This window comes from Synechococcus sp. ATX 2A4, from assembly GCF_024346375.1.
Classification (GTDB): Bacteria; Cyanobacteriota; Cyanobacteriia; order PCC-6307; family Cyanobiaceae; genus MW101C3.
Genome location: NZ_JAGQCV010000004.1, coordinates 151,408 through 174,050, shown reverse-complemented (window position 1 = coordinate 174,050; position 22,643 = coordinate 151,408). Strand labels below are relative to the sequence as shown.

The window sequence follows — 22,643 nt, the reverse complement described above, 5'->3', positions numbered from 1 at the left end:
TACGCGGCGTGTTGCAGCATTGGGCGCCTGCCCGGTGGACTTCGAGCCTGCAGTGAAGCCCTTGCTGTGCCTCTGGTTTGAGTGACCTTGGCGGCTTGTGGGAGTGCGAAAGGATTTTTAGAGTTTCAACACCAAAGGGATGGGATGGTGAGCGCCTGCAGCAATCCCTACGAGCCCGCCACACTGCCACCGTTTCTGGCCACAACACCGAACCCCTCCACCCTTCCCCACTCCGTCGCCCTGTCTGTCACTTCCCCCACCATCGCTTCGTTGCCAGGCAGCGGACCGAGGCTATCTGCCGTGCCGAGCCCCAGCGATCGCCCCACCGCAGCCCAATTGATCGAAGCGCAGAGCACCTCCTCCAGGGTGATCAAGCGCACCGGTGACATCCTCTTCTCGCTTGCGGTGCTGGGGCTTGGCAGCCCGCTCTTTCTGCTGCTGGCGGCCCTGGTGAAGGTGAGTTCGCCCGGCCCGGTGTTCTATGTGCAACGGCGCATCGGCCGGGGCTATCGCGATTTCGGCTGCATCAAATTCCGCACCATGAGCAAGGATGCCGACCGCATGCTCCAGGTGTTGCTTGAGCAATCCCCGGAACTCAAGCGGGAATTCGGCAAGGATTTCAAACTCAAGGCCGATCCGCGGATCACACCGATCGGCCGCTTTCTGCGCCGTTCCAGTCTCGATGAGCTGCCCCAGTTCCTCAACGTGCTGCGTGGAGAAATGAGCGTGGTGGGCCCCCGGCCAATCGTCAGGGAGGAGCTCAAGCGCTACGGGCGCCGCATGGATGAGGTTCTGGCGGTCAGGCCCGGGCTCACCGGGCTCTGGCAGGTGTCCGGGCGCAACAACCTGCGCTATGCCGAACGGGTGCGGATGGATGTGACCTATGCCCGCCACCGCGGCTTCCGCGCCGATCTAGCGATCATCCTTCGCACCGTGGGGGTGATCCTCTTCCCGATCGACCGGGGCGCCTACTGAGCCGCGCCTTTATCGGCAAAGCTTTTAGGGGAATGGCCCTTCAGAGCGAGGTGCTGGCTGCTCATCCAGTCGTGTCGGCCAGGATTGGACGTCAACCGTGGCGGTCAGCCGGCAGGCCAGGCAGCCAGGGTTGAGTTGCACGGGTTGAGCTGCAGGTGGCAAGCAGCGGAAGGCAGCCAGGCGTTAACGCGTTCTCAGGCCAGCGATGAGCAGCAGCAGCGGCAAGGCCACGAGCAGCCAGAGCAGCTCCAGCTGCCGGGACAGTCGCAACAGGCGCTCCACACCTGCCTGGTCTGCTGCCGGCCAGCCCGCGCCAAGCACCGGCTTGTCGATCCGCACACCGCCGTAGTGGTTGGCGCCGCCGAGGCACAGATGGGCTGCGGCAGCGAAGGCCGCCTGCGACACACCCGCATTCGGTGAAGGGTCAGGCCGGCCCTCCCGCAAGGCGAGCCGCAGCTGGGCCACAGCCTGCCAACGGCCGGCCTGCAGCAGCGGCAGGGTGAGTGCCACCAGGCGGCAGGGCAACCAGGTGAGCAGGTCGTCGAGCCCGGCGCCGGCGGTGCCCAGCCAACGCAGCCGCCCGCGGCGATACCCCAGCATCGAATCCAACGTGCTGCTGGCCTTGAAGGCCCAGCCGAGCGCCAGCGGCCCGGGCACGGGGGACAAACCGTGTGCCAGAGCCTGCACGGGCCCGGTCAGGCCGTCTGCGGAGAACGGCAGGCCTGCTGCGGGGGGCATCAACCCCGCCGCCACCCAGAGGCCAGCGCCCACCAGGAGCCAGAAGAGCGGGGCAAACAGCCCGTCCACGCTGTTCTCGGCGGCGGTTTCTGCGGCGGCCCGCAGGATGCCGGCCTCATCCAGCTGGTCGACGTCCCGGCCCACGATCCACGCCAGACGGGCCCTGGCCTCCGCCAGTGCCTCGGCAGTAGGAAGGGCCCCGGCAGAGGGAAGGGCCTCGGCTGGATCCCGCCGCAGCGGCGCCACCGCCGCCCGCACCGCCTGCTCCAGGCTCGCTCCTGCCAGGCAGCTGGTCAGGCCCAGCCAGAGCAGCGGCAGTCCCAGCGCCGGCTGACGCCAGGCCAGAGCCTCGAGCAGCCAACCGGCTCCAGCACTGCCACCCACCAGCAACGCGGTGAGGCCTGCACCGGCCAGCCGCAGCCGCCAGGGCCGATCGCCGGCCCAGGCTTCGGCGCAGCGGCGTAATCCGGTGATCCACCACCCCATCACCTGCACCGGATGCAGCCAGCCGGCCGGATCGCCGATCCAGCGGTCAAGGCCGCAGGCCGCCGCCACGGTCAGCCAGGCCAGCAGAGCAGCAGCTGCATCGCTGCTGCTCAAGCCAGGCCTCGGCGGCGGCCCGCCAGTGACAGGGGCACGGCGGCGGCGGCAAACGCAAGCACCTGCAGCGGCAGCGCCAGAGGCAGACCGAGCAACGGGGCGGTGCCGCCCATCAACAGGCCGCGGCGCATGGCTGGCTGCTCAGGATCAGGCCACTTTGAGCCAACTGAACATGGCGCGCAGCCCCTTGCCGACCTTTTCGATCGGATGGTGGGAATCGCGTTCGCGGGCGGCGGTCATGGCGGGCTTGCCGGCCTCGCATTCGGCCACGAAATTGCGGGCGAAGGTGCCGTCCTGGATATCGGCGAGGATGCGCTTCATCTCCGCTTTGGTGTCGTCGGTGATCAGGCGCGGACCACTCACGTAATCGCCGTATTCGGCGGTGTTGGAGATCGAATCGCGCATGGCGGTGAGGCCGCCCTTCACCATCAGATCCACGATCAGCTTCACTTCGTGCAGGCACTCGAAGTAGGCCAGCTCGGGCTGGTAGCCGGCCTCCACAAGGGTTTCGAAGCCCGCCTTCACCAGTTCGCTGAGGCCACCGCAGAGCACGACCTGTTCGCCGAACAGGTCGGTTTCGGTTTCTTCCTTGAAGTTGGTTTCAAGGATGCCGGCGCGGGTGCCGCCGATCGCTTTGGCGTAGGCCATGGCCAGGGGCCGGGCCTGTCCGCTGGCGTCCTGCTCGATGGCAAACAGGGCGGGCACGCCCTGGCCGTTCTGGTATTCCCAGCGCACGGTGTGGCCAGGACCCTTGGGGGCGATCATCACCACATCGACGTCCTTAGGAGGCACCACCAGGCCGAAGCGGATGTTGAAGCCGTGGGCGAAGCTGAGGATCTTGCCGGCGCTCAGATGGGGCGCGATCTCGGCGTCGTAGACCTTTTTCTGGGTTTCGTCGGGCAGGAGCACCATGATCCAGTCGGCCCGCTCGGCCGCCTCGGCCACGCTCAGCACTTCGAGGCCATCGGCCCTGGCCTTCTCGGCCGAACGGCTGCCTTCGTAAAGGCCAACAACCACATTGACCCCACTGTCCTTGAGGTTCAGGGCATGGGCGTGGCCTTGGGAGCCGTAGCCGATGATGGCCACCGTCTTGCCATCAAGCAGGCTCAGATCGGCGTCGGAGTCGTAAAAAAGCTGGGCCATCCGGCGAATCGGTCAGGGCAGACAGGGACTTTACGTTCGCGCCCCACCCGCCCTCAGGCTCAGACCTCGCTGGGGTGGTCGATCACCCGATCGATCAGCCCGTAGGCCTTGGCCTCGGCGGCGCTGAGGAAGTAGTCGCGGTCGGTGTCCTTGGCGATCTTCTCGAGGCTCTGGCCGGACATGTCCGCCAGGCTCTGGTTGAGCATGTCCTTGATGCGCAGGATCTCGCGGGCCTCGATCTCGATGTCGCTGGCCTGGCGCTGGCTGGTGCCGCCCAGGGGTTGGTGGATCATGATCCGCGCATGGGGCAGGGCGAGCCGCTTGCCCTTGGTGCCGGCCGCCAGCAGGAAGGCGCCCATGCTGGCCGCCAGGCCCACGCAGATGGTGATCACCTCCGACTTCACATATTGGATGGTGTCGAAGATGGCCAGACCCGCCGTAACAGAACCACCCGGCGAGTTGATGTAGAGGTAGATCGGTTTGCTGTTGTCGTCGGAATCGAGATAAAGCATCTGAGCCACCAGGCTGTTGGCAATGCTGTCGTTCACCTCCGAACCCAGAAAGAGAATCCGCTCCACGCCGAGCCGCGTGTAGATGTCCACCCAGCGCTCGTACTGGCTGCCGGGGAGACGGTAAGGAACGCTGGGGGTGCCGATGGGCATGGCGATTGGGTGGTGGGGGTGCGGGAAACGATGCGGAGCAGAAAGGGAGGCAAGGGCGGGCGCAGGCCAGCCCGCGGCATCAGACGGCGCCAGCCAGCGGCGCCGGCACCTTCTGGCTGGTGAGGATGCGGTCGATCAGGCCGTATTCCAGGGCCTCACTGGGGGTGAGGTAGGTCATGCGATCGGAGTCTTTGCTGAGTTGCTCCGCGCTGCGACCCGTGGTTTCGGAAAGCATCTCCAACATTGTGCGCTTGTTGGTGAGCACTTCCTGGGCCCGGATCTGGATGTCGCTGGCCTGGCCGCGGGCACCGGAGCGGGGCTGGTGCAGCACGATCGACGCATGGGGCAGGGCCGCCCTGTGCCCTTTGGCCCCGGCCGAAAGGATCATCGCGGCAGTGCCCATCGCCTGGCCGATGCAGATCGTGTGCACCGGCGGCTTCACATAGCGGATCGTGTCACAGATGGCGAAGGCTTCGGTTTCGAAGCCGATCGCATCGCCGGAATACCAGCTGGTGCCGGTGGAATTGATGTAAAAGAAAATCGGCTTCTCGGGGTTATCAAACTCCAGATAAAGCATCTGGGCGATGATCAACTCGGTCACATCCACGCCCATCTGGCGCTTGGCGTCGTCATCGGAGAAGAGCGGCAGGCCCAGGTAGACGATGCGCTCCTTGAGCAGCAACGACGGCAGGTCGGGCGGCGGTGTGCGCATCACGGCAGAATCGCCGTAGTAGGGAGCCGACACCGACATCAGGGAACGCCCGGAAAACCTCTTGGGAGCCTAGCGGGGGCCTGTGGGCTGACGGACCTCGGCGGCAGGTCGGGGATCCTCATGGTCGCAGCGGGCGAACACCATGCGGCCGGTGGGTGTCTGCAGGGCGCCGGTGACGGTGACCGGCAGACGCTGGCCGATGCGCTTGCGGGCAGCTTCCACCACCACCATGGTGCCGTCTTCCAGGTAGCCCACGCCCTGGTCGGCCTCCTTGCCCTCGCGCACGATCTTGAGCTGCAGGGCATCGCCCGGCTGCACTTCCGGCCGCAGGGACACCACCAGGGCGCTGAGGTTCATCACCTTGAGAGCCTGCACCTGGGCCACCTTGGCCAGGTTGTAGTCAGCGGTGAGGAGGGTGCCGCCGGTGTCGGCGGTGAGCTTGAGCAGTTTGTCGTCAGCGCCGCTGCCTTCGTAGCGGGTGCTGTTCACGACCAGGCGGCGGCCATAGGTTTCACGCAGCGCCGCCAGCAGATTCAGCCCGCGCCGGCCCTTGCCCCGCTTTTCCGCGTTACCGGAATCGGCCAGTTGCTGGAGCTCATCAATCACCGCCTGGGCCACAATCACCTGGCCCTCCAGCAACCCCGACTCCAGCAGCCCCTTGATGCGGCCGTCGATGATCACGCTGGTGTCGAGGATCTTGGCGGAGGCCGGCTGCAGCACTCCTTCGGCCACCAGCAACGCTTCGGCGCTGGAGGGGTTGAACAGGCGCAGCAGGGTGCGGCCGTGCACCTCGGCCAGGTTGTAGCCCAGCACGCCGAAGAACACGTTGCTCAGGATCGCCGCCAGCGGCTTGACGAACACCACCTCCCAGGGAAGGGGCAGCAGCAGGATCGGCGCCAGCAGCAGGTTGGCCACCAACAGCCCCAGGATCAAGCCCACCGCCCGGCTCACCAGCAGGTCGGTGGGCATGGTGCGCACCTGCCGCATCAACCGGCGGCGCAGCAGCTGGAAGAAGAAGCCCGCCAACAGACCGAAGAAGGCACCGAAACCGCCCAGCACCCAGCGCAGCCCCTCCACATTGGTGACCTGGATCAGCAGGTTTTCCGGCAGCAGATCCACCCCCAGCCAGCCGGTGGCGGCGCCAGAGATGAGAAACAGGAGCAGGATGAGCGGATCCACCATGGGTTCGGTTGTGGGGTCCCCTCGGCTCAGGACCTGCAGCATGCCCGATTCCGGTCGCTTTGACCGGGCGTCGTAACCGACCATTTGGCGATGGACATCCCCACCATTGGTGAATCCCGGGGGCCGCGCAGCGCCTATGTGCACATCCCCTTTTGCCACCGGCGCTGCTTCTACTGCGACTTCGCCGTGGTGCCGCTCGGCGATCGGGCCGATGGCGCCAGCTCCGGTTCAATCCAGGCCTACCTGAAGCTGCTGTTGGGCGAAATCGCCGCCAGCCCAGCCGGCCCGCCGCTCTCCACGGTGTATCTGGGCGGTGGCACGCCTTCGCTGCTCACCCCTGACCAGATCCGCGCCGTGCTGGGGGCGCTGAAGCAGCGCTACGGCATCGCCGCCGGAGCCGAGATCACCCTGGAGATGGATCCGGCCAGCTTCGATCGCCCCCGCCTCGATGGCGTGCTGGCGGTGGGGGTGAACCGCGTCAGCCTGGGGGGCCAGAGCTTCGATGACGGGGTGCTGGAGCGGCTCGGGCGCCGCCACCGGCGCCGGGATCTGCTGGAGGCGGCCAGCTGGCTGCAGCAGGCGCGTCAGCACGATGGCCTGCGCAGCTGGAGCCTGGACCTGATTCAAGGACTGCCGCAGCAGAACCTGACCCACTGGCGGGGGCAACTGGAGCAAGCCCTCGCCCTGAGCCCGCCCCACCTCTCGATCTACGACCTGATCGTGGAACCCGGCACCGTGTTCGCCCGGCGGCAGCAGCAGGGCCTACTGGAGCTGCCGGAGCCAGATCTGGGCGCCGACCTGATGGATCTCACCTGGGAACGCCTGCGCGCGGCCGGCTACGGCCACTACGAGATCTCCAACTACGCCAGGCCTGGTCACGCCTCCCGCCACAACCGCGTGTACTGGAGCGGCGCGGGTTGGTGGGGCTTCGGCATGGGCGCCACCTCGGCTCCTTACGGTCTCCGGCTGGCCCGGCCCCGCACCCGCGCGGCCTATGCCGGCTGGTTGACGGAGCCGATGGAACAGCACACCGCCACAGCGACAAAACAGCCGGCAGCAGAGCCCGCCGGCAGCGGCATGGCGCTTGATGAGCTGCTGATCGTGGGGCTGCGGCGGCGCGAAGGGGTGGCCATGGCCGAGCTAGCCCGCCGCCACGGCCTGCGCAACACCGACCTGGAGGATCTCCTGGCCCAGCTCTCAGACGCCGGCTGCCGAGGGCTGCTGAGCATCGAGGGCGGGCGCTGGCGGCTCAGCGATCCCGCCGGCCTCGCTCTCAGCAATGCGGTGCTGCGGGTGATGGTCGGATGGTGGGAGCAGCGGGCCCCGCGTGCTCCGTCCATTGGCGCAGCGCCTGCACCGCCAGCTGGCGCCCATCGATCAGCGGTGGACTGAACGGCGGTTGCCGGCTGGTGAGCCCGAGCAGGTCGGCGGTGACCCGCACCTGGCCGTCGCAATCGTCCCCGGCGCCGATGCCGATCACTGGGATCGTGAGCTGGCGCCGCAGGCTGGAGGCGAGGGGCCCGGGCACATGCTCAAGCACCAAGGCGAAGCAGCCGGCCGCCTCCAGATCCCTGGCCTGGCGCCGCAGCCGCTCCTGGCTGATCGGATCGTTCGCTTGGCGCCGGTAGCCCAGCTGATGCACCGACTGGGGGGTGAGACCGAGGTGGCCCATCACCGGCACGCCGGTGCGCACCAGCCGGTCGACCACCTGCAGGGTTTCCGCCTCGCCGCCTTCGAGCTTCACCGCCGCGGCCTCGGTTTCCTTGAGCACCCGGCCGGCGGCGGCCATGGCCAGATCGCCGCCGCATTGATAACTGAGAAAGGGCAGATCGCAGATCACCATGGGCCGCTCTGACGCAGTTCCCCCCAGGCCCCGGCCCACCGCCTTGGTGTGGTGGATCATTTCCTCCAGTGTGACCGGCAAGGTGGTGGCATGGCCCAGCACCACCATCGCCAGGGAATCGCCCACCAACACCGCTTCGACGCCCGCGGCCTGCACCAGCGCAGCTGAGAGGGCATCCCAGGCGGTGAGCATCCGGATCGGCAGACCGGCCTGCTTGCGGTGGATCAGATCTGCAGGGCGCAGGGGCACGCGAGCGAAGGCGCAGGCAGCTCCTTGCTAGCATCGCCTCGACTCGGACCCACGCGGCCCGGACGCCCAAATCTGGTCAGGCCTGGAAGGGAGCAGCCACACGGGATGCTCCAGGCAGGCGTGGTCTCCGGGTCACCCTTTTCAATGCAGGCCTTTTGGCGCAGCCGTTTTGCCGCTTCACGCACTGCTGGCCAGGCTGAAACGCCGTCAGTCGTGCGTAAACCGGGTTCAGCAATGCTGAAAATATCGCCGTAAGCGAGCGCAGGCTCGGCATCCACAAGGACGCCGGCCCTGTTGGCTCAGCGTTACTCCTCGCGGAGGTGCGACTGGCGGTTGAGCAGGAAGGGAGGGATCTTGGCGCCACGGTGGTCGGCGGGGGATTCCGCCGCCGGTGGCGTGGCGAAGGAGGGGGTGGCCCGCTCGGAGCGGTAGGGAGCGCCGCTCTCGAAGCCGGTGGCGATCACCGTCACATGGATTTCGCCCTCAAGACGGTCGTCGACAACGGCGCCGATAATGATGTTGGCGTCAGGGTCGACCATGTCGTAGATGACCTCCGCTGCGGTGGTCATGTCCTCGAGGGTCATGTCCTTGCCGCCGCTCACGTTGATGACGCAGCCCTTGGCACCGTCGATGCGTGCCGACTCCAGCAGTGGGCTGCTCATCGCCGCCTGAGCGGCCTCGATCGCGCGGGAGCGCCCGGAGCCCACGCCGATGCCCAGCAGGGCGGTGCCCGCCAGGGTCATCACCGAGCGCACATCGGCGAAGTCGACGTTGACCAGGCCCGGCTTGGTGATGATGTCGCTGATGCCCTTGACGCCCTGGCGCAGGACGTCATCGGCGTGGCGGAAGGCTTCCTGGAGGGGAGCGCCAGCGATCGCATCGCGCAGGCGGTCGTTGGGGATGACGATCAGGGTGTCGACATGCTCCGCCAGGCGGGCGATCCCCTCTTCGGCCTGGCGCAGCCGCTTGCGGCCCTCGAAACTGAACGGCTTGGTGACAATCCCCACGGTGAGGGCGCCGCACTCCTTGGCCACCTCGGCAAGGATCGGTGCCGCACCGGTACCGGTGCCGCCCCCCATGCCGGCGGCGATGAACACCAGATCGGCGCCCTGCATCGCCTCCTGGAGCTCATTACGGGATTCTTCAGCCGCCTTCTGGCCGATGGCGGGGTTGCCGCCGGCACCGAGGCCGCGGGTGAGTTTCTGACCGAGCTGCAGGCGGTTCTGGGCCTGGGAAAGCAACAGGGCCTGAGCGTCGGTGTTGAGTACGCGGAAGCCCACCCCCTGCAGATCGGAGGCGATCATCCGGTTCACGGCATTGCTGCCGCCACCGCCGACCCCGATCACTTCGATGCATGCCGTCTGGCTGGGAACGATGCCGTTGCTGCTGGGGTGAGAAGAAGTCACGGCGTGTCCGTTGGAGCCAACGTGGTCGACAAGGGGGAGGCCTTCCGGTGCAGTCTCCATCAAGCGCGCTGAACCCTCATCTCGGACAGCATTATGTCCTTCAGGTGCGGGAAAGGGATTGTCCGATCCCACACATTCGCTCGAATCTTCCATTCTCGCAATGCGACCATCAGGCGCTGAGAAAAGCCTGAGCAAGCGGGCCGGCGCCCCCGAGGGCGTCAGTTGGTGGCGGGGATCGGCCGCCGGGGGGCGGCAACCGTGGGCGGACGCACGGTGAGGCCCAGTTCCGGCCGGTCGGGATCGCTCAGATCAATTGTGTTCACCGGCTTGCCCTTCACCCGGGCGGGAAGCTCCGCCTCCAGATGCTCCAGCACTTCGAGGCGGCGGGTGAGCTGGCCGTCGGGAGGCCCCAGGCGCACCTCGCCAAGATTGCGGGTGAGCAGCACGATGGTGCCGGTGGGCTCGAAGCGGATCTGGCTGAGGTTCTCGCCCAGCCGCTCGCGCTGGGCCAGCACCTGGGCGAGGGGTGCGCGGTAAGCCGGCTGCCAGCCGCGCACCAGCAGCCGGCTCGGCGACAGACCGCCGGATTGGCCGGTCAGCTGGGGGCCGCAGTTCATCCAGTTGCCGAGCCGATCCACACAGCCCCGGTTGAGGCCGGTCGGGGTGCGGCGCTCGGCCATGGCCACCGCCTGGCGATCGACCAGATCGATGCGCAGGCGGGGCGGCAGCATCAGGCGCTGCACGCCCACCTGCTCCACCGGCAGAGCCGCCGCCAGCCGCTCTTTGAGCTCCCGTGGCTGCAGGCTCAGCAAGGTGAGCGGAAAGCGCAGCTGGGCAGCGCGGATCACCTCCCCACGGCTCACATGCTTGCTGCCGATCACCAGCACCTGATCCGGCCCCTGCAACGACCACCCCTGGCGCAACAGCACGTAGCCCAGGCCGGCCGCACCGGCGGAGAGCAGCAGCAGACGCCAGAGATTGCGCAGGCGTTCGTTGCGGCGCTGAAGGCGCAACTGGCGGCGCCGCTCCACCCCAGGAGGCAGAGGCGCCTGGCTCACAGCTCGCAACGGGAGCGGGCCATCAGGTCGTGCATCCAGCGGCGCGCCCGTTCGGCATCAGCGAAGGGCACATCCTTCTGCTCGCCGTTGCCCACCAGCCTGAGCCGACAGCTGCCCTGACTTTCTTCGGTGAGAGGCGCATCGCCGGAACCGAGCGCCATCAGTTCGAGCAGTTCCAGCTTGCTGATCTGGAAGTCACCCTGGGGTTTCAGTTGTCCCGCCTCAAAGGTGCTCCAGATCAGCTGGCCGTCGCGCAGCAGCGCTGCCCCACAGCCATCAAGCTTGGCCAACTCGGCCCCCACGGCCCAGTCGCGGAAAAGACGCTGCCGCCGCCGCTCCAGCCAGCCGAGGGCCGTGAGCAGCACAAACACCAGCAGTAACGGGAGCCAGAGCAATCCGTGCGTCATGCCGCCTGAACTCCTACCTGCACATCACCGCGTGATTCTCTCGCCAACTGAACCAGCTCGTGCACCAGGCCCTCCAGCGGCAGTTCGGTGGCCTCCCAGAGCATCGGGTACATGCTCTGCGAAGTGAAGCCCGGCAGGGTGTTGATCTCGTTGAGCCAGAGGTCACCGCTGGACTCGTCGTAGAAGAAATCCACCCGGGCGAGCCCCTCGGCCGCCACCGCGCGGCAGGCCTCGATGGCCATGGCCCGCGCCCGCTGGCTCACCGGTTCCGCCACCGGGGCCGGGATCAGGGTGTGGCTGAGCCCTTCGCTGTACTTGGTGGTGTAGTCGTACCAGTCGGCATCGAAGCGGATCTCGCCCACCACCGAGGCACGCAACTGGCGCTTGCCGAGCACGGCGCACTCCAGCTCCCGCGCCTTCACTCCCTGTTCCACCACCAGGCGGTGGTCATGGCGGGCCGCCTCCCGCAGCCCGGCCAGCAGGCTGGGGCGATCGATCGCCTTGCTGATGCCCACGGAAGATCCGAGGTTGGCGGGCTTGATGAAGCAGGGATAGCCGAGCTGGTGCTCCAGCCGTTCAAGCAACTTCAAGGGGACGCCCGGGCCCTCCAGCTCCGCGGCATCCACGCCCTGATAGGGCACCTGGGGCAGACCGGCGGCGGCGAAGGCGGCTTTCATCGCCAGCTTGTCCATGCCAACGGCGGAGCCGAGCACGCCGGACCCCACGAACGGCACCTGCATCAGGCTGAACAACCCCTGGATGGTGCCGTCCTCGCCATTGGGGCCATGCAGCACCGGAAACCACACCTCCACATCGGCGGAGCCGGCGGGCAGGCCCTGAAAGCCGGCGCGCACCGGGGTGGCAGGCAACTGTTCGGCCGCCGGCGGCACCCCCTGGGCCAGCACCGCATCGGCCACCGCCGGCGGCCACCAGTGGCCCAGCAGATCGATGTAGAAGCAGGAGAGGCGGTAGCGGCCAGCGTTATCGCCGTGGCGCAGGGCTCCGGCCACCGTGATCGCCGAGCGAATCGAGACGGCGTGCTCCCCGGAGACCCCTCCGAACACCAATCCGATCGTGCACGGGGCTGAGGGCATGGCGTCGGACTGGCCGCAGGGCCGGAAGCGAGAGGCCAAACGTATCAGTGTCAGGAAGGCGCGGCCCGCCGGCTTAGCGGCTCAGCGCCGGCACGCGCGGCAGGCCGGAGAGCGAAAACGCCCGCACCGACTCGATCCTGACCGGTACCAGCGAGCCCGGCTGGATGGCCCCATCACCCGGTTCTGCTCCCTGTTGTGCCGCCGCTGCCGCAGGACCGGAGACAGCGGCGGCAGGGAAGGTGGCAGCAGGGAAGAAGGTGAGCCGGTTGGTGCGGGTGCGGCCCATCCACTGATCGGGATGTCTGGGGTTGCGCGCCTCCACCAGCACCTCCTCGGTGCGGCCCAGATACCGCATGCTGCGCGCCCGGGCCGTGGTTTCCACCAGGGCATTGATCTCCTGGAGCCGGTCCACCTTTACGGTTTCGCTCAGCTGGCCGGGCCAGTCGGCGGCGGGGGTGCCGGGGCGGGGCGAGTACGCGGCGGTGTTGACCTGGTCGAAGCCGATCTCCTCGATCAAGGCCAGGGTGCGGCGGAACTGGGCATCGGTTTCGCCGGGAAAGGCCACGATCACGTCGGCGCTGATCGCCGCATCGGGCATCCGCTCACGGATGCGTTCGAGGATGCGGCGGTAGCGCTCCACCGTGTAACCCCTTGCCATCGCCTTGAGCACGTCGTCGTCGCCGCTCTGGAAGGGGATGTGGAAGTGCTCACACAGCTTGGGCAGCGCGGCACAGGCATCGATCAACCGTTCGGTGAAGTAGCGGGGGTGGCTGGTGGCGAATCGGATCCGCTCGATCCCCCCCACGTCGTGCACCGCGTGCAGCAGGTCAGTGAGGGTGTGCTGGCGCCGCCCTTCGGGGGTGATGCCGGGCAGATCGCGGCCATAGGCATCGATGTTCTGGCCCAGCAGGGTGATCTCCTTGAAGCCCTGTGCCGCCAGTCCCTCGATCTCCTGCCGGATCGCCTGCGGGGTGCGGCTCTGCTCCTGGCCCCGCACCGCCGGCACCACGCAATAGGTGCAGCGCTCGTTGCAGCCGTAGATCACGTTCACCCAGCCGCAGACGGCGCTGTCGCGGCGAGCGGTGGTGATGTCTTCGAGGATGTGATGGTCGTCGGTGGCGACCACCTGCTGGCCGCTGGCCACCTGCTCCAGCAGGGTGCCGAGGCGGTTGGCGTGCTGGGGGCCCATCACCAGATCCAGCTCGGGCACCCGCCGCAACAGCGCCGCACCCTCCTGCTGGGCCACGCAGCCCGCCACCACCAGGGTGAGGTGGGGATTGATGCGTTTGCGCTGGGCCTGACGGCCCAGGTAGCTGTACACCTTCTGCTCGGCGTTGTCGCGGATCGTGCAGGTGTTGTAAAGCACCAGATCAGCCGAATGCTCATCGCTGCCTGCGGCATAGCCCATGGCTTCGAGGATTCCGGCCATGCGCTCGGAATCGGCCTTGTTCATCTGGCAGCCGAAGGTGGTGATCCAGTAGCTGCCTTTGGTGGGTGTGGTCGCGCTCATCGCACCAGTTTCGGCCATGGCATGGATCCTTGGGCAGGGCAGGGCAGGGCAGGGCAGGGCGCGGCTGCGGGTCACACCGCAGGGGCCCGGGGATGGCGCAAACCACCGGCCATGGCGGAGACTGCCAGCGGGCGGAACCGATGCGCCCCTTACCGGGCATGCGCGCTCGTCTTCGCCGCTTTTCTCTCACCAAGGCCGTGCCGCTCACGATCAGCCGCGGCACCTCGCGCGGCGTCGAGCGTGTGCTCGTGGAGATCGAACACGATGGCACCACCGGCCAGGGCGAATCCGGCGGCTTCGACACTGGCCATCGACGCTTCAGCACCGACGAGGTGGCGGCGGAACTGGACGCCCTGCTGCCGCGGCTTGAGCGCCCCGATGGCCTTGGCCGCCCCCATGATCCGAGCGAGCGCCAGGCGCTCCAGCCCCTGCTGGCCGGGCTCTCGCCGCCGGCCCGCTGCGCCATTGATCTGGCCCTGCACGACTGGTGGGGCCGGCGCCTGGGCCAGCCGCTCTGGCGCCTCTGGGGACTCAATCGCCAGGCCTGCGCCCCCACCAGCGTCACCCTGGGGCTGGGCACGGTGGAGCAGGTGCGCGCGCGGCTGGTGAGCTGGCAGGAGCAGCTCGATGCGCGGCCGCGGCGGGTGAAGCTCAAGCTCGGCAGCCCCGATGGTGCCGACCACGACCGGGCGCTGGTGCAGGCGGTGGCGGCCGCACTGGCGGGCTTCCCTGGCGCCGAGCTGCAGGTGGATGCCAACGGCGGCTGGGACCTGCCCACGGCGCAGAGCCTGATCCCATGGTTGGCGCAGCAGGGGGTGGTGCTTGTGGAACAACCGTTGCCTGCCCTGAAGGATCCAGAGGCCGATGCCGCCGCCTTCGCCGCGCTCGACCTGCACTGCCCGATCCCACTGGTGGCCGACGAGAGCTGCTGGGATCTGCAGGATCTGCTGCGATTGGCGCCCCATGTCGATGGGGTGAACATCAAGCTGTTGAAGACGGGCGGGTTGTCGGAGGCCTGGCTGATGGCGCAGACGGCAAGGCGCCTCGGCCTCGATCTGATGCTGGGCTGCTACTCCGACAGCTCCCTGCTCAACGGAGCCGCTGCCCAGCTGCTGCCGCTGGTGCGCTGGCCCGATCTGGACAGCCACCTCAACCTGGTGGACGATCCCTTCAGTGGGCCGGAACGGGATGGCGATCTCCTGACCCCCAGCACCCGGCCGGGCCTCGGCCAGCCCGCCGTCGAAACAGCCGCCGCCGATGGGGCCCCCGACGGTCCTTACCCTCCGGGGCCGCCACCGTGCTGAACCCCTCGGCCCGGGTGGTGCTGCTGCAACACGACGGCCTCGACAATCTGTCCGGCAAGACGGGCCTGGCGCTGCTGCGCTACCGCAGCGGACCGATCGTGGCGGTGATCGATCCGGCGCAGGCAGGTCTGCCGCTGGAGCAGGTCACCGGTATCCCCCGCGCCATTCCTGTGGTGGCAAGCCTGGCGGAGGCTCTCCACTACAGCCCGGAGGTGGCCGTGGTGGGGCTGGCCCCCTCCGGCGGTCTGCTGCCCGAGGCGCTGCGCCGCGACGTGGCCGCCGCCCTGCAGGCTGGCCTGCACGTGGCCAGTGGCCTGCACACCCGCCTGGCAGACGACAGCGCACTGGCCGCCCTGTGCGGACCGCAGCAATGGATCTGGGACCTGCGCCAGGAGCCGCCGGGACTGGAGGTGGCCGCAGCCCGCTGCGCCGCCTTGCCTGGCCAGCGCCTGCTCGCGGTGGGCACCGACATGGCCGTAGGCAAGATGAGCGCCTGCCTGGAGCTGGTGGCCGCCGCTCGCCGCCAAGGTCTCGATGCCCGCTTCGTGGGCACCGGCCAGGCAGGCATCCTGATCAGCGGCGGCGGGGTGCCGCTCGATGCCGTGCGGGTGGATTACGCCGCCGGGGCGGTGGAAGCGGCGGTACTGGAAGCCTGCCGGACCGGTGGCGGCGGCGACCCGGCCGCGGCGGCCTGCAGCGATGCCACGCTGGTACTGGTGGAAGGCCAGGGCTCGCTTTGCCATCCAGGCTCCACCGCCACCCTGCCGCTGCTGCGCGGCAGCCAGCCCACCGATCTGCTGCTGGTGCATCGCGCCGGCCAGCGCACGATCTCGCGGCATCCGACGATTCCCATCCCCCCCCTGCCTCAGCTGATCGAAGCGGTAGAGCAGCTGGCGGCGCTGGGCCGCCCGGAGGGCCGGCCGCCGGTGCGGGTGCGGGCCGTGGCGCTCAACACAGCCCTGCTGGGGGAGACGGATGCGGCGGCCGTCTGCGTGGACGCGCAGAAAAAAACCGGACTCCCCTGCGGGGATCCGGTGAGGAGCCGCGCAGCAGCCGATCGGCTGCTGGCGGCTTTGAGGGCGAGCGAGGGGACTTGAACCCCCGAATGGCGGCGCCACAAGCCGCTGCCTTAACCACTTGGCTACGCCCGCCGTGGTCTTTGCCAATGTATCAAGGAGCCTCGCCTGCCGCCCCTTGCCCGCCGCGCCCCCATCCGCCTCGCGCCTCTGGCCGCTGCTGGCCGGAGCGGCTGGCCTCGGCGGCGCCGCCCTGGGCCTCTCGCTCACGAACCCGCCGCCGAACGACTTCGAAAACTTCGCCGGCGATCAGCTGGTGGAACTGGCAGTGGAAGAGGTCTGCGGCGAGGACGGACTGCCGATGCCCTTACGGCTGGTGGTACAGAACTGCCCGGAACTGATTCGCAGCCAGTCGCAGGTGCTCGGCGCCCTGGCCCGGCAGGGCACAACGCGGCACAACTTCGGGATCTTCAGCCTGTACAAGACAGCGCTCGGCGGTCAGGAGGTGCTGCCGTTCCTGCGCATTCCCCGTTACCAGGTCACCACCTTTGCCGGCGCCGGGCAGTTCGTGATCCTCTCCACCTCGAAGGACGGGAGAGAGGGGGACGCCGGTGGCGCCACCAGCGACGCCCGACCGTGAGCACCACCCTCCTGCCGCCCATGCGGCTGCCGCGCTGCCTTCTGGATCCAGGCGCCGTCCACCTGCCGGCCGCCGATGCCGACGGCCTGGTGGCCGTCGAACTGGAGCACGCCGAAGGGCGCTTCACCACGATCAAGCCCTATCCCGCCACAGCCGAGGCGCAGCTGCCGCTCGCCCTGACCCCCCTGCTGGAGCCCCACGCCCACCTCGACAAGGCCTTCAGCTGGGAGCGCCATCCCAACTTGACCGGAACCATGGCGGGGGCCCTGGCCGCCAACCAGCGCGAACACCTCGAACGCAGCGTGGAACAGGTGCGCGCGCGCGGTGAACGGGCCCTTGCGCAGGGCTGGCGCCACGGCCTGCGGGCCGTGCGCAGCCACGTGGACAGCCTGGGTCCCGGCGCCGAGGTGAGTTGGGAGGCCCTGCTGGATCTGCAGCAGGCGTGGGCAGAGCGGATGCCCCTGCAACTGGTGGCGCTGGTGCCCGTACGCCACTGGGCCACCGCCGCTGGTGAGCAGTTGGCGCGTGAGCTGCTGGGCCGCCGGGGTGAGGGCGCTGCCGCGGCCGGTGGGGTGCTGCTGGGCGGCGTGCTGGGCGCCCCCTTCCCCCCCGACGGCGCCGATGGCGAAGGCCTGCGGGCCCTGCTGCGCCTGGCCGATGGCCTGGGTTGCGGCGTGGATCTTCACATCGACGAAAGCGCCGATGGCGGCGGCGCCGGGGTGGCCCTGGCCGCCCGCCTCATGATCGAGCACCGTATTGGTGTGCCGGTGTGCTGCAGCCACAGCTGCAGCATGTCCCAGTTGCCGCTTCGCCGCCTGCTGCCCCTGGCTGATGCCATGGCTGAAGCGGGGCTTGCGGTGGTGGCGCTGCCGACCACCAACCTCTGGCTGCTGGGACACCACAACGGAAACACCCCCGCCCAACGCCCGCTGGCGCCGATCCGCCAGCTGCAGCGCGCCGGGGTGACGGTGGCGGTGGGGGGAGACAACGTGCAGGATCCCTGGTACCCGGGCGGAGACTTCGATCCCCTGGAGCTGCTGCGCTTCTCCATGCCGGCCGCCCACCTGGCCCCATGGCAGCGCCAGGGCCTGATGCCCTTCACCACCGCTGCCAGCCGCCTGATGGGGTTGGCCTGGGACGGGGTGGTGCGACCAGGGGCGCCCGCTGATCTGCTCCTGCTGGGCGCCGCCGGCTGGAGCGACCTGCTGGCCCGGCCTGTGCCGCGGCGGGTGCTGCGGGCGGGGCGCTGGTTGCCGGCCCCGGCCCCGCCCCCACTGCAGCAACTGCTCGAAGCCCTGCCAGCCTGAAAACCTGCCAGCCTGAACGTCTGCGAGTGTGAAACCACCGCCCCGTTGCCCTTGACCCCCTCCCCTGCCAGCGCACCGGTCGAGCTGCTCCCTGTGGCACTTCCCGCCGGCCTGCCCGCTCCCGTGAGCGCTGAGCGCATTGAGGGGGTGGCCCGGCAGCTCCGCGCCGGCGCTGGCCAGGGCAGCGGCGGCGCAGCGGAGCTGGTGGGGCCGGGCAGCGAGCTTGAGAAGCTCTCCCACGACTTCTTCACCTATTCGCCAGTGCTGACGCCGCTGCTGAGCGGTCACCGTGCCCAGCTGGTGGTGAAGGCCACGGCGCTGGGGCATGTGCAGCAGGTGGCGGCGGCCTGCGCCCAGCAGCAGGTGCCGCTCACGGTGCGGGGCGCCGGCACCGGCAATTACGGCCAGTGCGTGCCGCTGGCCGGTGGCGTGGTGCTCGATCTCAGCGGCCTGCGGCAGCTGCGGCGCTTCGATCCGGCCAGCGGCGTGCTCACCGCCGAGGCGGGCTGCCTGCTGGGCGACCTCGACCGTCAGCTGGCGGCCCACGGCCGCGCCCTGCGGCTCACCCCCAGCACCTCCCGCAGCGCCACGCTGGGGGGCTTCATCGCCGGAGGATCCGGCGGCATCGGTTCGCTGCGTTGGGGGTTCCTGCGGGATCCCGGCAACCTGCTGGGTCTGGAAATCGTGACGGTGGAGCCAGAACCGCGGCTGCTGCAGCTCGATGCCTCCGGCAGCCGGCCGCTCAACCATGCCTACGGCACCAACGGCATCCTCACGGCGGTCAGCGTGCCCACCGCCGCCGCTGAGGCCTGGCAGCAGCTGGTGGTCGATTTCTCTAGCTGGGATGCGGCCCTCGCAGCCGCCAGGCTGCTGCCCTGCACCGCCCTGGTGTTGCAGGAGCTCTGTCTGCTGGAGGCCCCCGCCGCCCGCCAGCTCCCCGTGCCCGGCGGCTGCCCGGCGGCGTGCGGCCACCGGCTGCTGCTGCTGGCCGCCCCCCAGGCGCTGCCGGCCCTGATGCCGCTGCTGGATCAACTCGGCGGAGCGCTGGTGTGGCAGGCGGCGGAAGGGGACAGCCGCGGACTGCCCCTGCGCGAACTCACCTGGAACCACACCACCCTGCATCTGCGAGCCCAGGACAAGGGCTGGACCTACCTGCAGATGCTGCTGCCCCAGCCGGAAGCACCGGCGCTGGCCGCCTTGAAGCAGCGCTGGGGTGACGACCTGCTCTGGCACCTGGAGGGCGTGCGTCAGCAGGGCCAGCAGCGCCTGGCGGCGATTCCCCTGGTGCGCTGGCGGGATCGGGCGGCACTGCAGGCGTTGATGGAGCAGGCCAGAGATCTGGGCGCCCTGCTCTTCAACCCCCACATCCTCACGGTGGAAGACGGGGGGCTGGGGGTGATCGATGCCGACCAGGTGGCGGCCAAGATCGCCTATGACCCGGCGGGGCTGCTCAACCCGGGCAAGCTGCGCGGCTGGACGTGCCGCGGCTGATCGCCACCCCGACATTCAGGCGGCCAGCCGGCTGTTGGCGGCAACGCTCAGCTGCACTCCAGGCTGGCCCGGGTGCTGATGCCGGTGAGCGGGTGGGTGCCGCTGGCCCGCTGACAGAGGGCGCGCTGATCGGCGCGGTCCAGCAGGGCATCGGTGAAGTCGGCGTTGTCGATCTGTGCACCGCTGAAGCTGCTGCCGGCGGCGATCACCCCGCGCAGCAGGGCGTCGCGCAGATCGGTTTCACTGAAATCGGCACGGTCCATCAGGGCGTCGGAGAGATCGGCGCCATGGAAATCGGAGCGCGAAAACACGCCCTGGGTGAGGATCGAGCCGCGCAGATCGGCGCCTGAGAAATCAGCATCCCGCCCAACCGCGCCGGCAAAAGAGGTGTTGGCGAGTTGCTGGCCACTGAAATCCACGCCGCTCTGGTTGGTAAGCGTGTAATCGACCCGGTCTTGAAACAGGGCGCGCTCCTGCAGGCCCACCCCAGCGGAGGTGTCGAGCGCCAGGGCCGGCAGCGGCCCCAGGGCCACCCCCAGCAGCTGGGTCAGCAGTACCCCCAGCAGCAGCACGGCCGGAGCCACCACTCGTGCCGTTGCCGCCAACCCCGCCAGCCAGCCGCGCGAGCGCCGTCCAGGCAGCGCGGCCACTTCCACTGCCTCTGCTTGCACCATTGCATCTGTATGGACCACTGCATCTGTATGAACCACTGCATCTGTATGAACCACTGCATCTGTATGCGCCGCTGTCATCGCTTCAGCCCGGAGGTGCCGTCCTCACTCTCCCCTGCCCCGGGGGCCAGGTCCAGCGTGCCGGCCGCCAGCAGGCTGCCCAACAGGTAGAGCGAGCCCGCCACCACCACCGGCGGCGCCCCAGGCACGGCCTCCCAGGCGGTGGCCGCCGCCGCCAGCCCCTCCTCCAGGCTGGCGGCGGCCAGCAGGGCAGCGGCCCGCTCGGGGCAGGCGCTGCGCAGTTCAGCGGCACCCCAGCAGGCGTGGCCGGGAACGGGCACCAGCCAGCAACGATCCGCGGGGGCCAGCAGGGCGCGCACCATCTCCGCACCCTGCTTGTTGGCCAGCATGCCCATCACCCAGAGCTGGGGCGGTGCCGGCTCACCGCCGCCACCACGGTCGAGTTCGGCCCGCAGCGCCTGGGCCGCTGGCAGGTTGTGGGCCCCATCCAGCAGCAGGGGCAGCCGCCGCCAGCGGGCCCGCTGGCGGCGGCCTGGCCAGCGGGCGGCGGCAAAGCCCTCGCTGATTGCCGCATCGGGGAGGCGCCAGCCCTGGCGGCGCAGCACCTGGAGCATTTCCAGCGCCACCGCCGCATTGGTGCGCTGCACGTCACCGGGCAGGCCATGGCGCCAGCGCAGCGGGCCCGCCACCAGCTCCTCCCCCTGCTGCTCCAGCGGGCTCACCCAGCGGAGCGCGCAACCCGACTGCTGCGCCCGTTGCTCCAGCACGGCCGTCACATCGGGCCGCTGGGGCCCAGATACGGCCGCGGCGGCCCCGTGCAACACACCGGCCTTTTCAGCGGCGATCGCCGCCTCGCTGTTGCCGAGGAATTCGGCATGGTCGAGGCCGATGCTGGCGAATCCCAGCACGCGGCGATCGGGATGGACCGTGGTGGCATCCAGCCGGCCCCCCAGCCCCACCTCCAGCACCACGATCTCCATGCCGGCTTCCGCGAAGGCCACGAAGGCTGCCGCCGTGACCAGCTCGAACGGGGTGAGATCGTGGCGCCGCGCCAGCGGCTGCAGGGCACTCAGCAGGTGCCGCAGCTGGTCGGGAGCGATGGGCCCGGCCCCCAGCTGGATGCGCTCGCACCAGCTCACCAGATGGGGCGAGGTGTAGAGCCCGCAGCGGTGGCCGGCGGCCTGAAGCGCGGCGTGGAGCAGCACGCAGATTGAGCCCTTGCCATTGGTGCCAGCCACCTGCACGGCGGCGAAGCGGCGCTCGGGATGGCCCAGCTCTGCCAGCGCCGCCTGCAGCCGCACGAGCCCCAGGTCCACCCCACGGCGGCTGAACGGTGCTATCAGATCGGCGAAGTCGTCGATGGGCGGAAGCCGGTGGGAGACGGAGGAGCTCGGCAGCTTCAGGCGCCAGCCAAGGCGTCGATGGTGTGCTCGAGGCGGCTGACCGCCAGGCGCAGGTGCTTGGGCCGGATCACCAGCGGCGGCACGAAACGCACCACGCGCGGGCCAGCGGGCACCACCAGCAGGCCGGATTCAATCGCCCGCAGGGCAATCGCCGGCGCCAGCAGCTCACCATCGGCTTTGAGCACCAGACCCTGCAGCAGGCCCCAGCCCCTCACACCCTCGAGCTGGTGGGGGCGCCGGGCCACCAGCTCCCCGAGCAGCGACTGCAGCAACGCGCCCATGGCCTGCACGTGCGGCACCAGGGCGCGCCGCTCCAGCTCCTTCACCACCGTGAGGGCAGCACGACAGGCGAAGGGATTGCCACCGAAGGTGCTGGCGTGGTCGCCCGGTCGGAAGTGATCCACTGCGCGCTTCACAGCCAGGGCTCCGATCGGGATGCCACCGCCAAGACCCTTGGCGAGGGTGATCGCGTCGGGCTCCACGCCGAGCTGCTGGTAGCCCCAGAGGGCGCCGCTGCGGCCCACGCCGATCTGCACCTCATCGAAGATCAGCAGGATTCCGTACTGGTCGCAGAGCTCCCGCAGGCGGCGGAAGAAGGCGGGATCCCCGGGGTTCACGCCCCCTTCGCCCTGCAGCGGCTCGATCAGCACGGCGGCAACGCGGGGGCCGCCGGCCTCGCAGGCCGCCAGCAGCGCTTCGAACGCGGCGATGTCGTTGTAAGGAAAGAAGCGGAAGCCTTCCACCATGGGCTCGAAGCCGTGGTGGTACTTCGGTTGGCCGGTGGCGCTCACCGCCGCCAGGGTGCGGCCATGGAAGCTGGCCTGGGCCGTGAGGATGATGGGACGCTCGATCCCCCGCACGGTGTGGCCGTGCTTGCGGGCCAGCTTGATGGCCGCCTCGTTGGCCTCGGCGCCGGAATTGCAGAAGAACACCCGATCGGTGCAGCTGCGGCTGGTGATCCAGGCGGCCAGCTCCTCCTGCTCGGGAATCCGGTAGAGGTTGGACACATGCTGCAGGCGGCCCAGTTGCCGGGACAGCGCCTTGCGCATCACGCGGTCGCTGTGGCCGAGGGTGCAGGTGGCGATGCCGGCGACGCAGTCGAGGTAGCGGCGCCCGGCGCTGTCCGTCACCCACACCCCCTTTCCCTTTGCCAGCTCCAGCGGGAAGCGGGCGTAGGTGTCCATCACCGGATCGGGCACCAGCGCCAGCGT

The 22,643-nt window shown here is 69.3% G+C and carries 22 protein-coding genes, 1 tRNA gene and 1 other RNA gene; 8 read left to right on the top strand and 16 right to left on the bottom strand.

Features of this window, described 5'->3' with window-relative positions; genetic code table 11:
• Window positions 1–195: 195 nt before the first annotated feature.
• Entirely contained in the window at window positions 196–975 is a 780-nt protein-coding gene (locus KBY97_RS05405; RefSeq protein WP_399217356.1) for a sugar transferase, read from the top strand.
• A gap of 183 nt (window positions 976–1,158) precedes the next feature.
• Here the strand turns inward: KBY97_RS05405 and KBY97_RS05400 are convergent, their stop codons facing one another.
• The 6 genes from KBY97_RS05400 to KBY97_RS05375 all read right to left on the bottom strand — a co-directional run bounded on the left by KBY97_RS05400 (window position 1,159) and on the right by KBY97_RS05375 (window position 6,012).
• Window positions 1,159–2,313, bottom strand: coding sequence for a CobD/CbiB family cobalamin biosynthesis protein (locus tag KBY97_RS05400; RefSeq protein WP_255145645.1), 1,155 nt, complete (start codon window positions 2,311–2,313; stop codon window positions 1,159–1,161).
• Window positions 2,310–2,444, bottom strand: a complete 135-nt coding sequence (locus KBY97_RS05395; protein WP_255145644.1) for a hypothetical protein — start codon at window positions 2,442–2,444, stop codon at window positions 2,310–2,312. The genes KBY97_RS05400 and KBY97_RS05395 overlap by 4 nt, the downstream gene beginning before the upstream one ends.
• Before the next feature lie 16 nt (window positions 2,445–2,460).
• Window positions 2,461–3,456: a ketol-acid reductoisomerase gene (gene ilvC / locus KBY97_RS05390; RefSeq protein ID WP_255145643.1), complete on the bottom strand. Its 996-nt coding sequence runs from the start codon at window positions 3,454–3,456 to the stop codon at window positions 2,461–2,463.
• A 59-nt stretch (window positions 3,457–3,515) separates the two neighbouring features.
• Window positions 3,516–4,118 carry an ATP-dependent Clp protease proteolytic subunit gene (locus tag KBY97_RS05385; RefSeq protein WP_255145642.1) on the bottom strand — a complete coding sequence of 201 codons (603 nt, stop codon included), beginning with the start codon at window positions 4,116–4,118 and terminating at the stop codon, window positions 3,516–3,518.
• A gap of 79 nt (window positions 4,119–4,197) precedes the next feature.
• Window positions 4,198–4,869 carry an ATP-dependent Clp protease proteolytic subunit gene (locus KBY97_RS05380; protein WP_255145641.1) on the bottom strand — a complete coding sequence of 224 codons (672 nt, stop codon included), beginning with the start codon at window positions 4,867–4,869 and terminating at the stop codon, window positions 4,198–4,200.
• A gap of 30 nt (window positions 4,870–4,899) precedes the next feature.
• Window positions 4,900–6,012, bottom strand: a complete 1,113-nt coding sequence (locus tag KBY97_RS05375) for a PIN/TRAM domain-containing protein (RefSeq protein ID WP_255145640.1) — start codon at window positions 6,010–6,012, stop codon at window positions 4,900–4,902.
• Window positions 6,013–6,102: 90 nt separating this feature from the next.
• Between KBY97_RS05375 and hemW the strand changes: the two genes are divergently transcribed.
• Entirely contained in the window at window positions 6,103–7,404 is a 1,302-nt protein-coding gene (gene hemW / locus KBY97_RS05370; protein WP_255145639.1) for a radical SAM family heme chaperone HemW, read from the top strand.
• On the opposite strand, the gene panB is transcribed toward hemW, so the two are convergent.
• Window positions 7,286–8,098 carry a 3-methyl-2-oxobutanoate hydroxymethyltransferase gene (gene panB, locus KBY97_RS05365; protein WP_255145735.1) on the bottom strand — a complete coding sequence of 271 codons (813 nt, stop codon included), beginning with the start codon at window positions 8,096–8,098 and terminating at the stop codon, window positions 7,286–7,288. The genes hemW and panB overlap by 119 nt on opposite strands.
• Window positions 8,099–8,144: 46 nt before the next feature.
• Here panB and ffs point away from each other — a divergent pair.
• Window positions 8,145–8,241: signal recognition particle sRNA small type (gene ffs, locus KBY97_RS05360), an RNA gene on the top strand.
• Between the two features lie 168 nt (window positions 8,242–8,409).
• On the opposite strand, the gene ftsZ is transcribed toward ffs, so the two are convergent.
• The 5 genes from ftsZ to miaB all read right to left on the bottom strand — a co-directional run bounded on the left by ftsZ (window position 8,410) and on the right by miaB (window position 13,579).
• On the bottom strand, window positions 8,410–9,570 hold the full coding sequence (gene ftsZ, locus KBY97_RS05355; protein ID WP_261356311.1) for a cell division protein FtsZ: 1,161 nt from the start codon (window positions 9,568–9,570) through the stop codon (window positions 8,410–8,412).
• A gap of 158 nt (window positions 9,571–9,728) precedes the next feature.
• Window positions 9,729–10,568: an FtsQ-type POTRA domain-containing protein gene (locus tag KBY97_RS05350; RefSeq protein WP_255145637.1), complete on the bottom strand. Its 840-nt coding sequence runs from the start codon at window positions 10,566–10,568 to the stop codon at window positions 9,729–9,731.
• A complete protein-coding gene (locus tag KBY97_RS05345) occupies window positions 10,565–10,975 on the bottom strand; it encodes a hypothetical protein (protein ID WP_255145636.1) in 411 nt (136 codons plus the stop codon). The genes KBY97_RS05350 and KBY97_RS05345 overlap by 4 nt, the downstream gene beginning before the upstream one ends.
• Window positions 10,972–12,069 (bottom strand): D-alanine--D-alanine ligase family protein, encoded by a 1,098-nt coding sequence (locus KBY97_RS05340; RefSeq protein WP_255145635.1) that lies wholly within the window; start codon window positions 12,067–12,069, stop codon window positions 10,972–10,974. Before KBY97_RS05340 ends, KBY97_RS05345 begins: the two co-directional genes overlap by 4 nt.
• Before the next feature lie 73 nt (window positions 12,070–12,142).
• On the bottom strand, window positions 12,143–13,579 hold the full coding sequence (gene miaB, locus KBY97_RS05335; protein WP_255145634.1) for a tRNA (N6-isopentenyl adenosine(37)-C2)-methylthiotransferase MiaB: 1,437 nt from the start codon (window positions 13,577–13,579) through the stop codon (window positions 12,143–12,145).
• A gap of 158 nt (window positions 13,580–13,737) precedes the next feature.
• On the opposite strand from miaB, the gene KBY97_RS05330 reads away from it, so the two are divergent.
• Complete coding sequence (locus KBY97_RS05330) at window positions 13,738–14,883, top strand: dipeptide epimerase (protein WP_255145633.1); 1,146 nt, start codon at window positions 13,738–13,740, stop codon at window positions 14,881–14,883.
• A complete protein-coding gene (locus tag KBY97_RS05325) occupies window positions 14,877–15,980 on the top strand; it encodes a DUF1611 domain-containing protein (RefSeq protein WP_255145632.1) in 1,104 nt (367 codons plus the stop codon). Before KBY97_RS05330 ends, KBY97_RS05325 begins: the two co-directional genes overlap by 7 nt.
• Here the strand turns inward: KBY97_RS05325 and KBY97_RS05320 are convergent.
• Window positions 15,962–16,034, bottom strand: a tRNA-His gene (locus tag KBY97_RS05320). The two genes, KBY97_RS05325 and KBY97_RS05320, sit on opposite strands and share 19 nt — an antisense overlap.
• Window positions 16,035–16,077: 43 nt before the next feature.
• On the opposite strand from KBY97_RS05320, the gene KBY97_RS05315 reads away from it, so the two are divergent.
• Genes KBY97_RS05315 through KBY97_RS05305 form a run of 3 tightly spaced genes read left to right on the top strand, consistent with a single transcriptional unit; the run spans window position 16,078 to window position 19,337 of the window.
• Entirely contained in the window at window positions 16,078–16,539 is a 462-nt protein-coding gene (locus KBY97_RS05315; protein ID WP_255145631.1) for a DUF4359 domain-containing protein, read from the top strand.
• On the top strand, window positions 16,536–17,846 hold the full coding sequence (locus KBY97_RS05310) for an amidohydrolase family protein (protein WP_315857143.1): 1,311 nt from the start codon (window positions 16,536–16,538) through the stop codon (window positions 17,844–17,846). The genes KBY97_RS05315 and KBY97_RS05310 overlap by 4 nt, the downstream gene beginning before the upstream one ends.
• A 51-nt stretch (window positions 17,847–17,897) precedes the next feature.
• A complete protein-coding gene (locus KBY97_RS05305) occupies window positions 17,898–19,337 on the top strand; it encodes an FAD-binding oxidoreductase (protein ID WP_255145630.1) in 1,440 nt (479 codons plus the stop codon).
• A gap of 47 nt (window positions 19,338–19,384) precedes the next feature.
• Here the strand turns inward: KBY97_RS05305 and KBY97_RS05300 are convergent, their stop codons facing one another.
• The 3 genes from KBY97_RS05300 to KBY97_RS05290 form a co-directional block, all read right to left on the bottom strand.
• Window positions 19,385–19,909, bottom strand: coding sequence for a pentapeptide repeat-containing protein (locus KBY97_RS05300; RefSeq protein ID WP_399217354.1), 525 nt, complete (start codon window positions 19,907–19,909; stop codon window positions 19,385–19,387).
• Between the two features lie 176 nt (window positions 19,910–20,085).
• Window positions 20,086–21,345, bottom strand: coding sequence for a folylpolyglutamate synthase/dihydrofolate synthase family protein (locus KBY97_RS05295; RefSeq protein WP_255145629.1), 1,260 nt, complete (start codon window positions 21,343–21,345; stop codon window positions 20,086–20,088).
• Window positions 21,346–21,428: 83 nt separating this feature from the next.
• The gene (locus KBY97_RS05290; protein ID WP_255145732.1) at window positions 21,429–22,616 is read right to left on the bottom strand and encodes an aspartate aminotransferase family protein; all 1,188 of its coding nucleotides are present in this window, start codon (window positions 22,614–22,616) and stop codon (window positions 21,429–21,431) included.
• Between the last annotated feature and the right edge of the window lie 27 nt (window positions 22,617–22,643).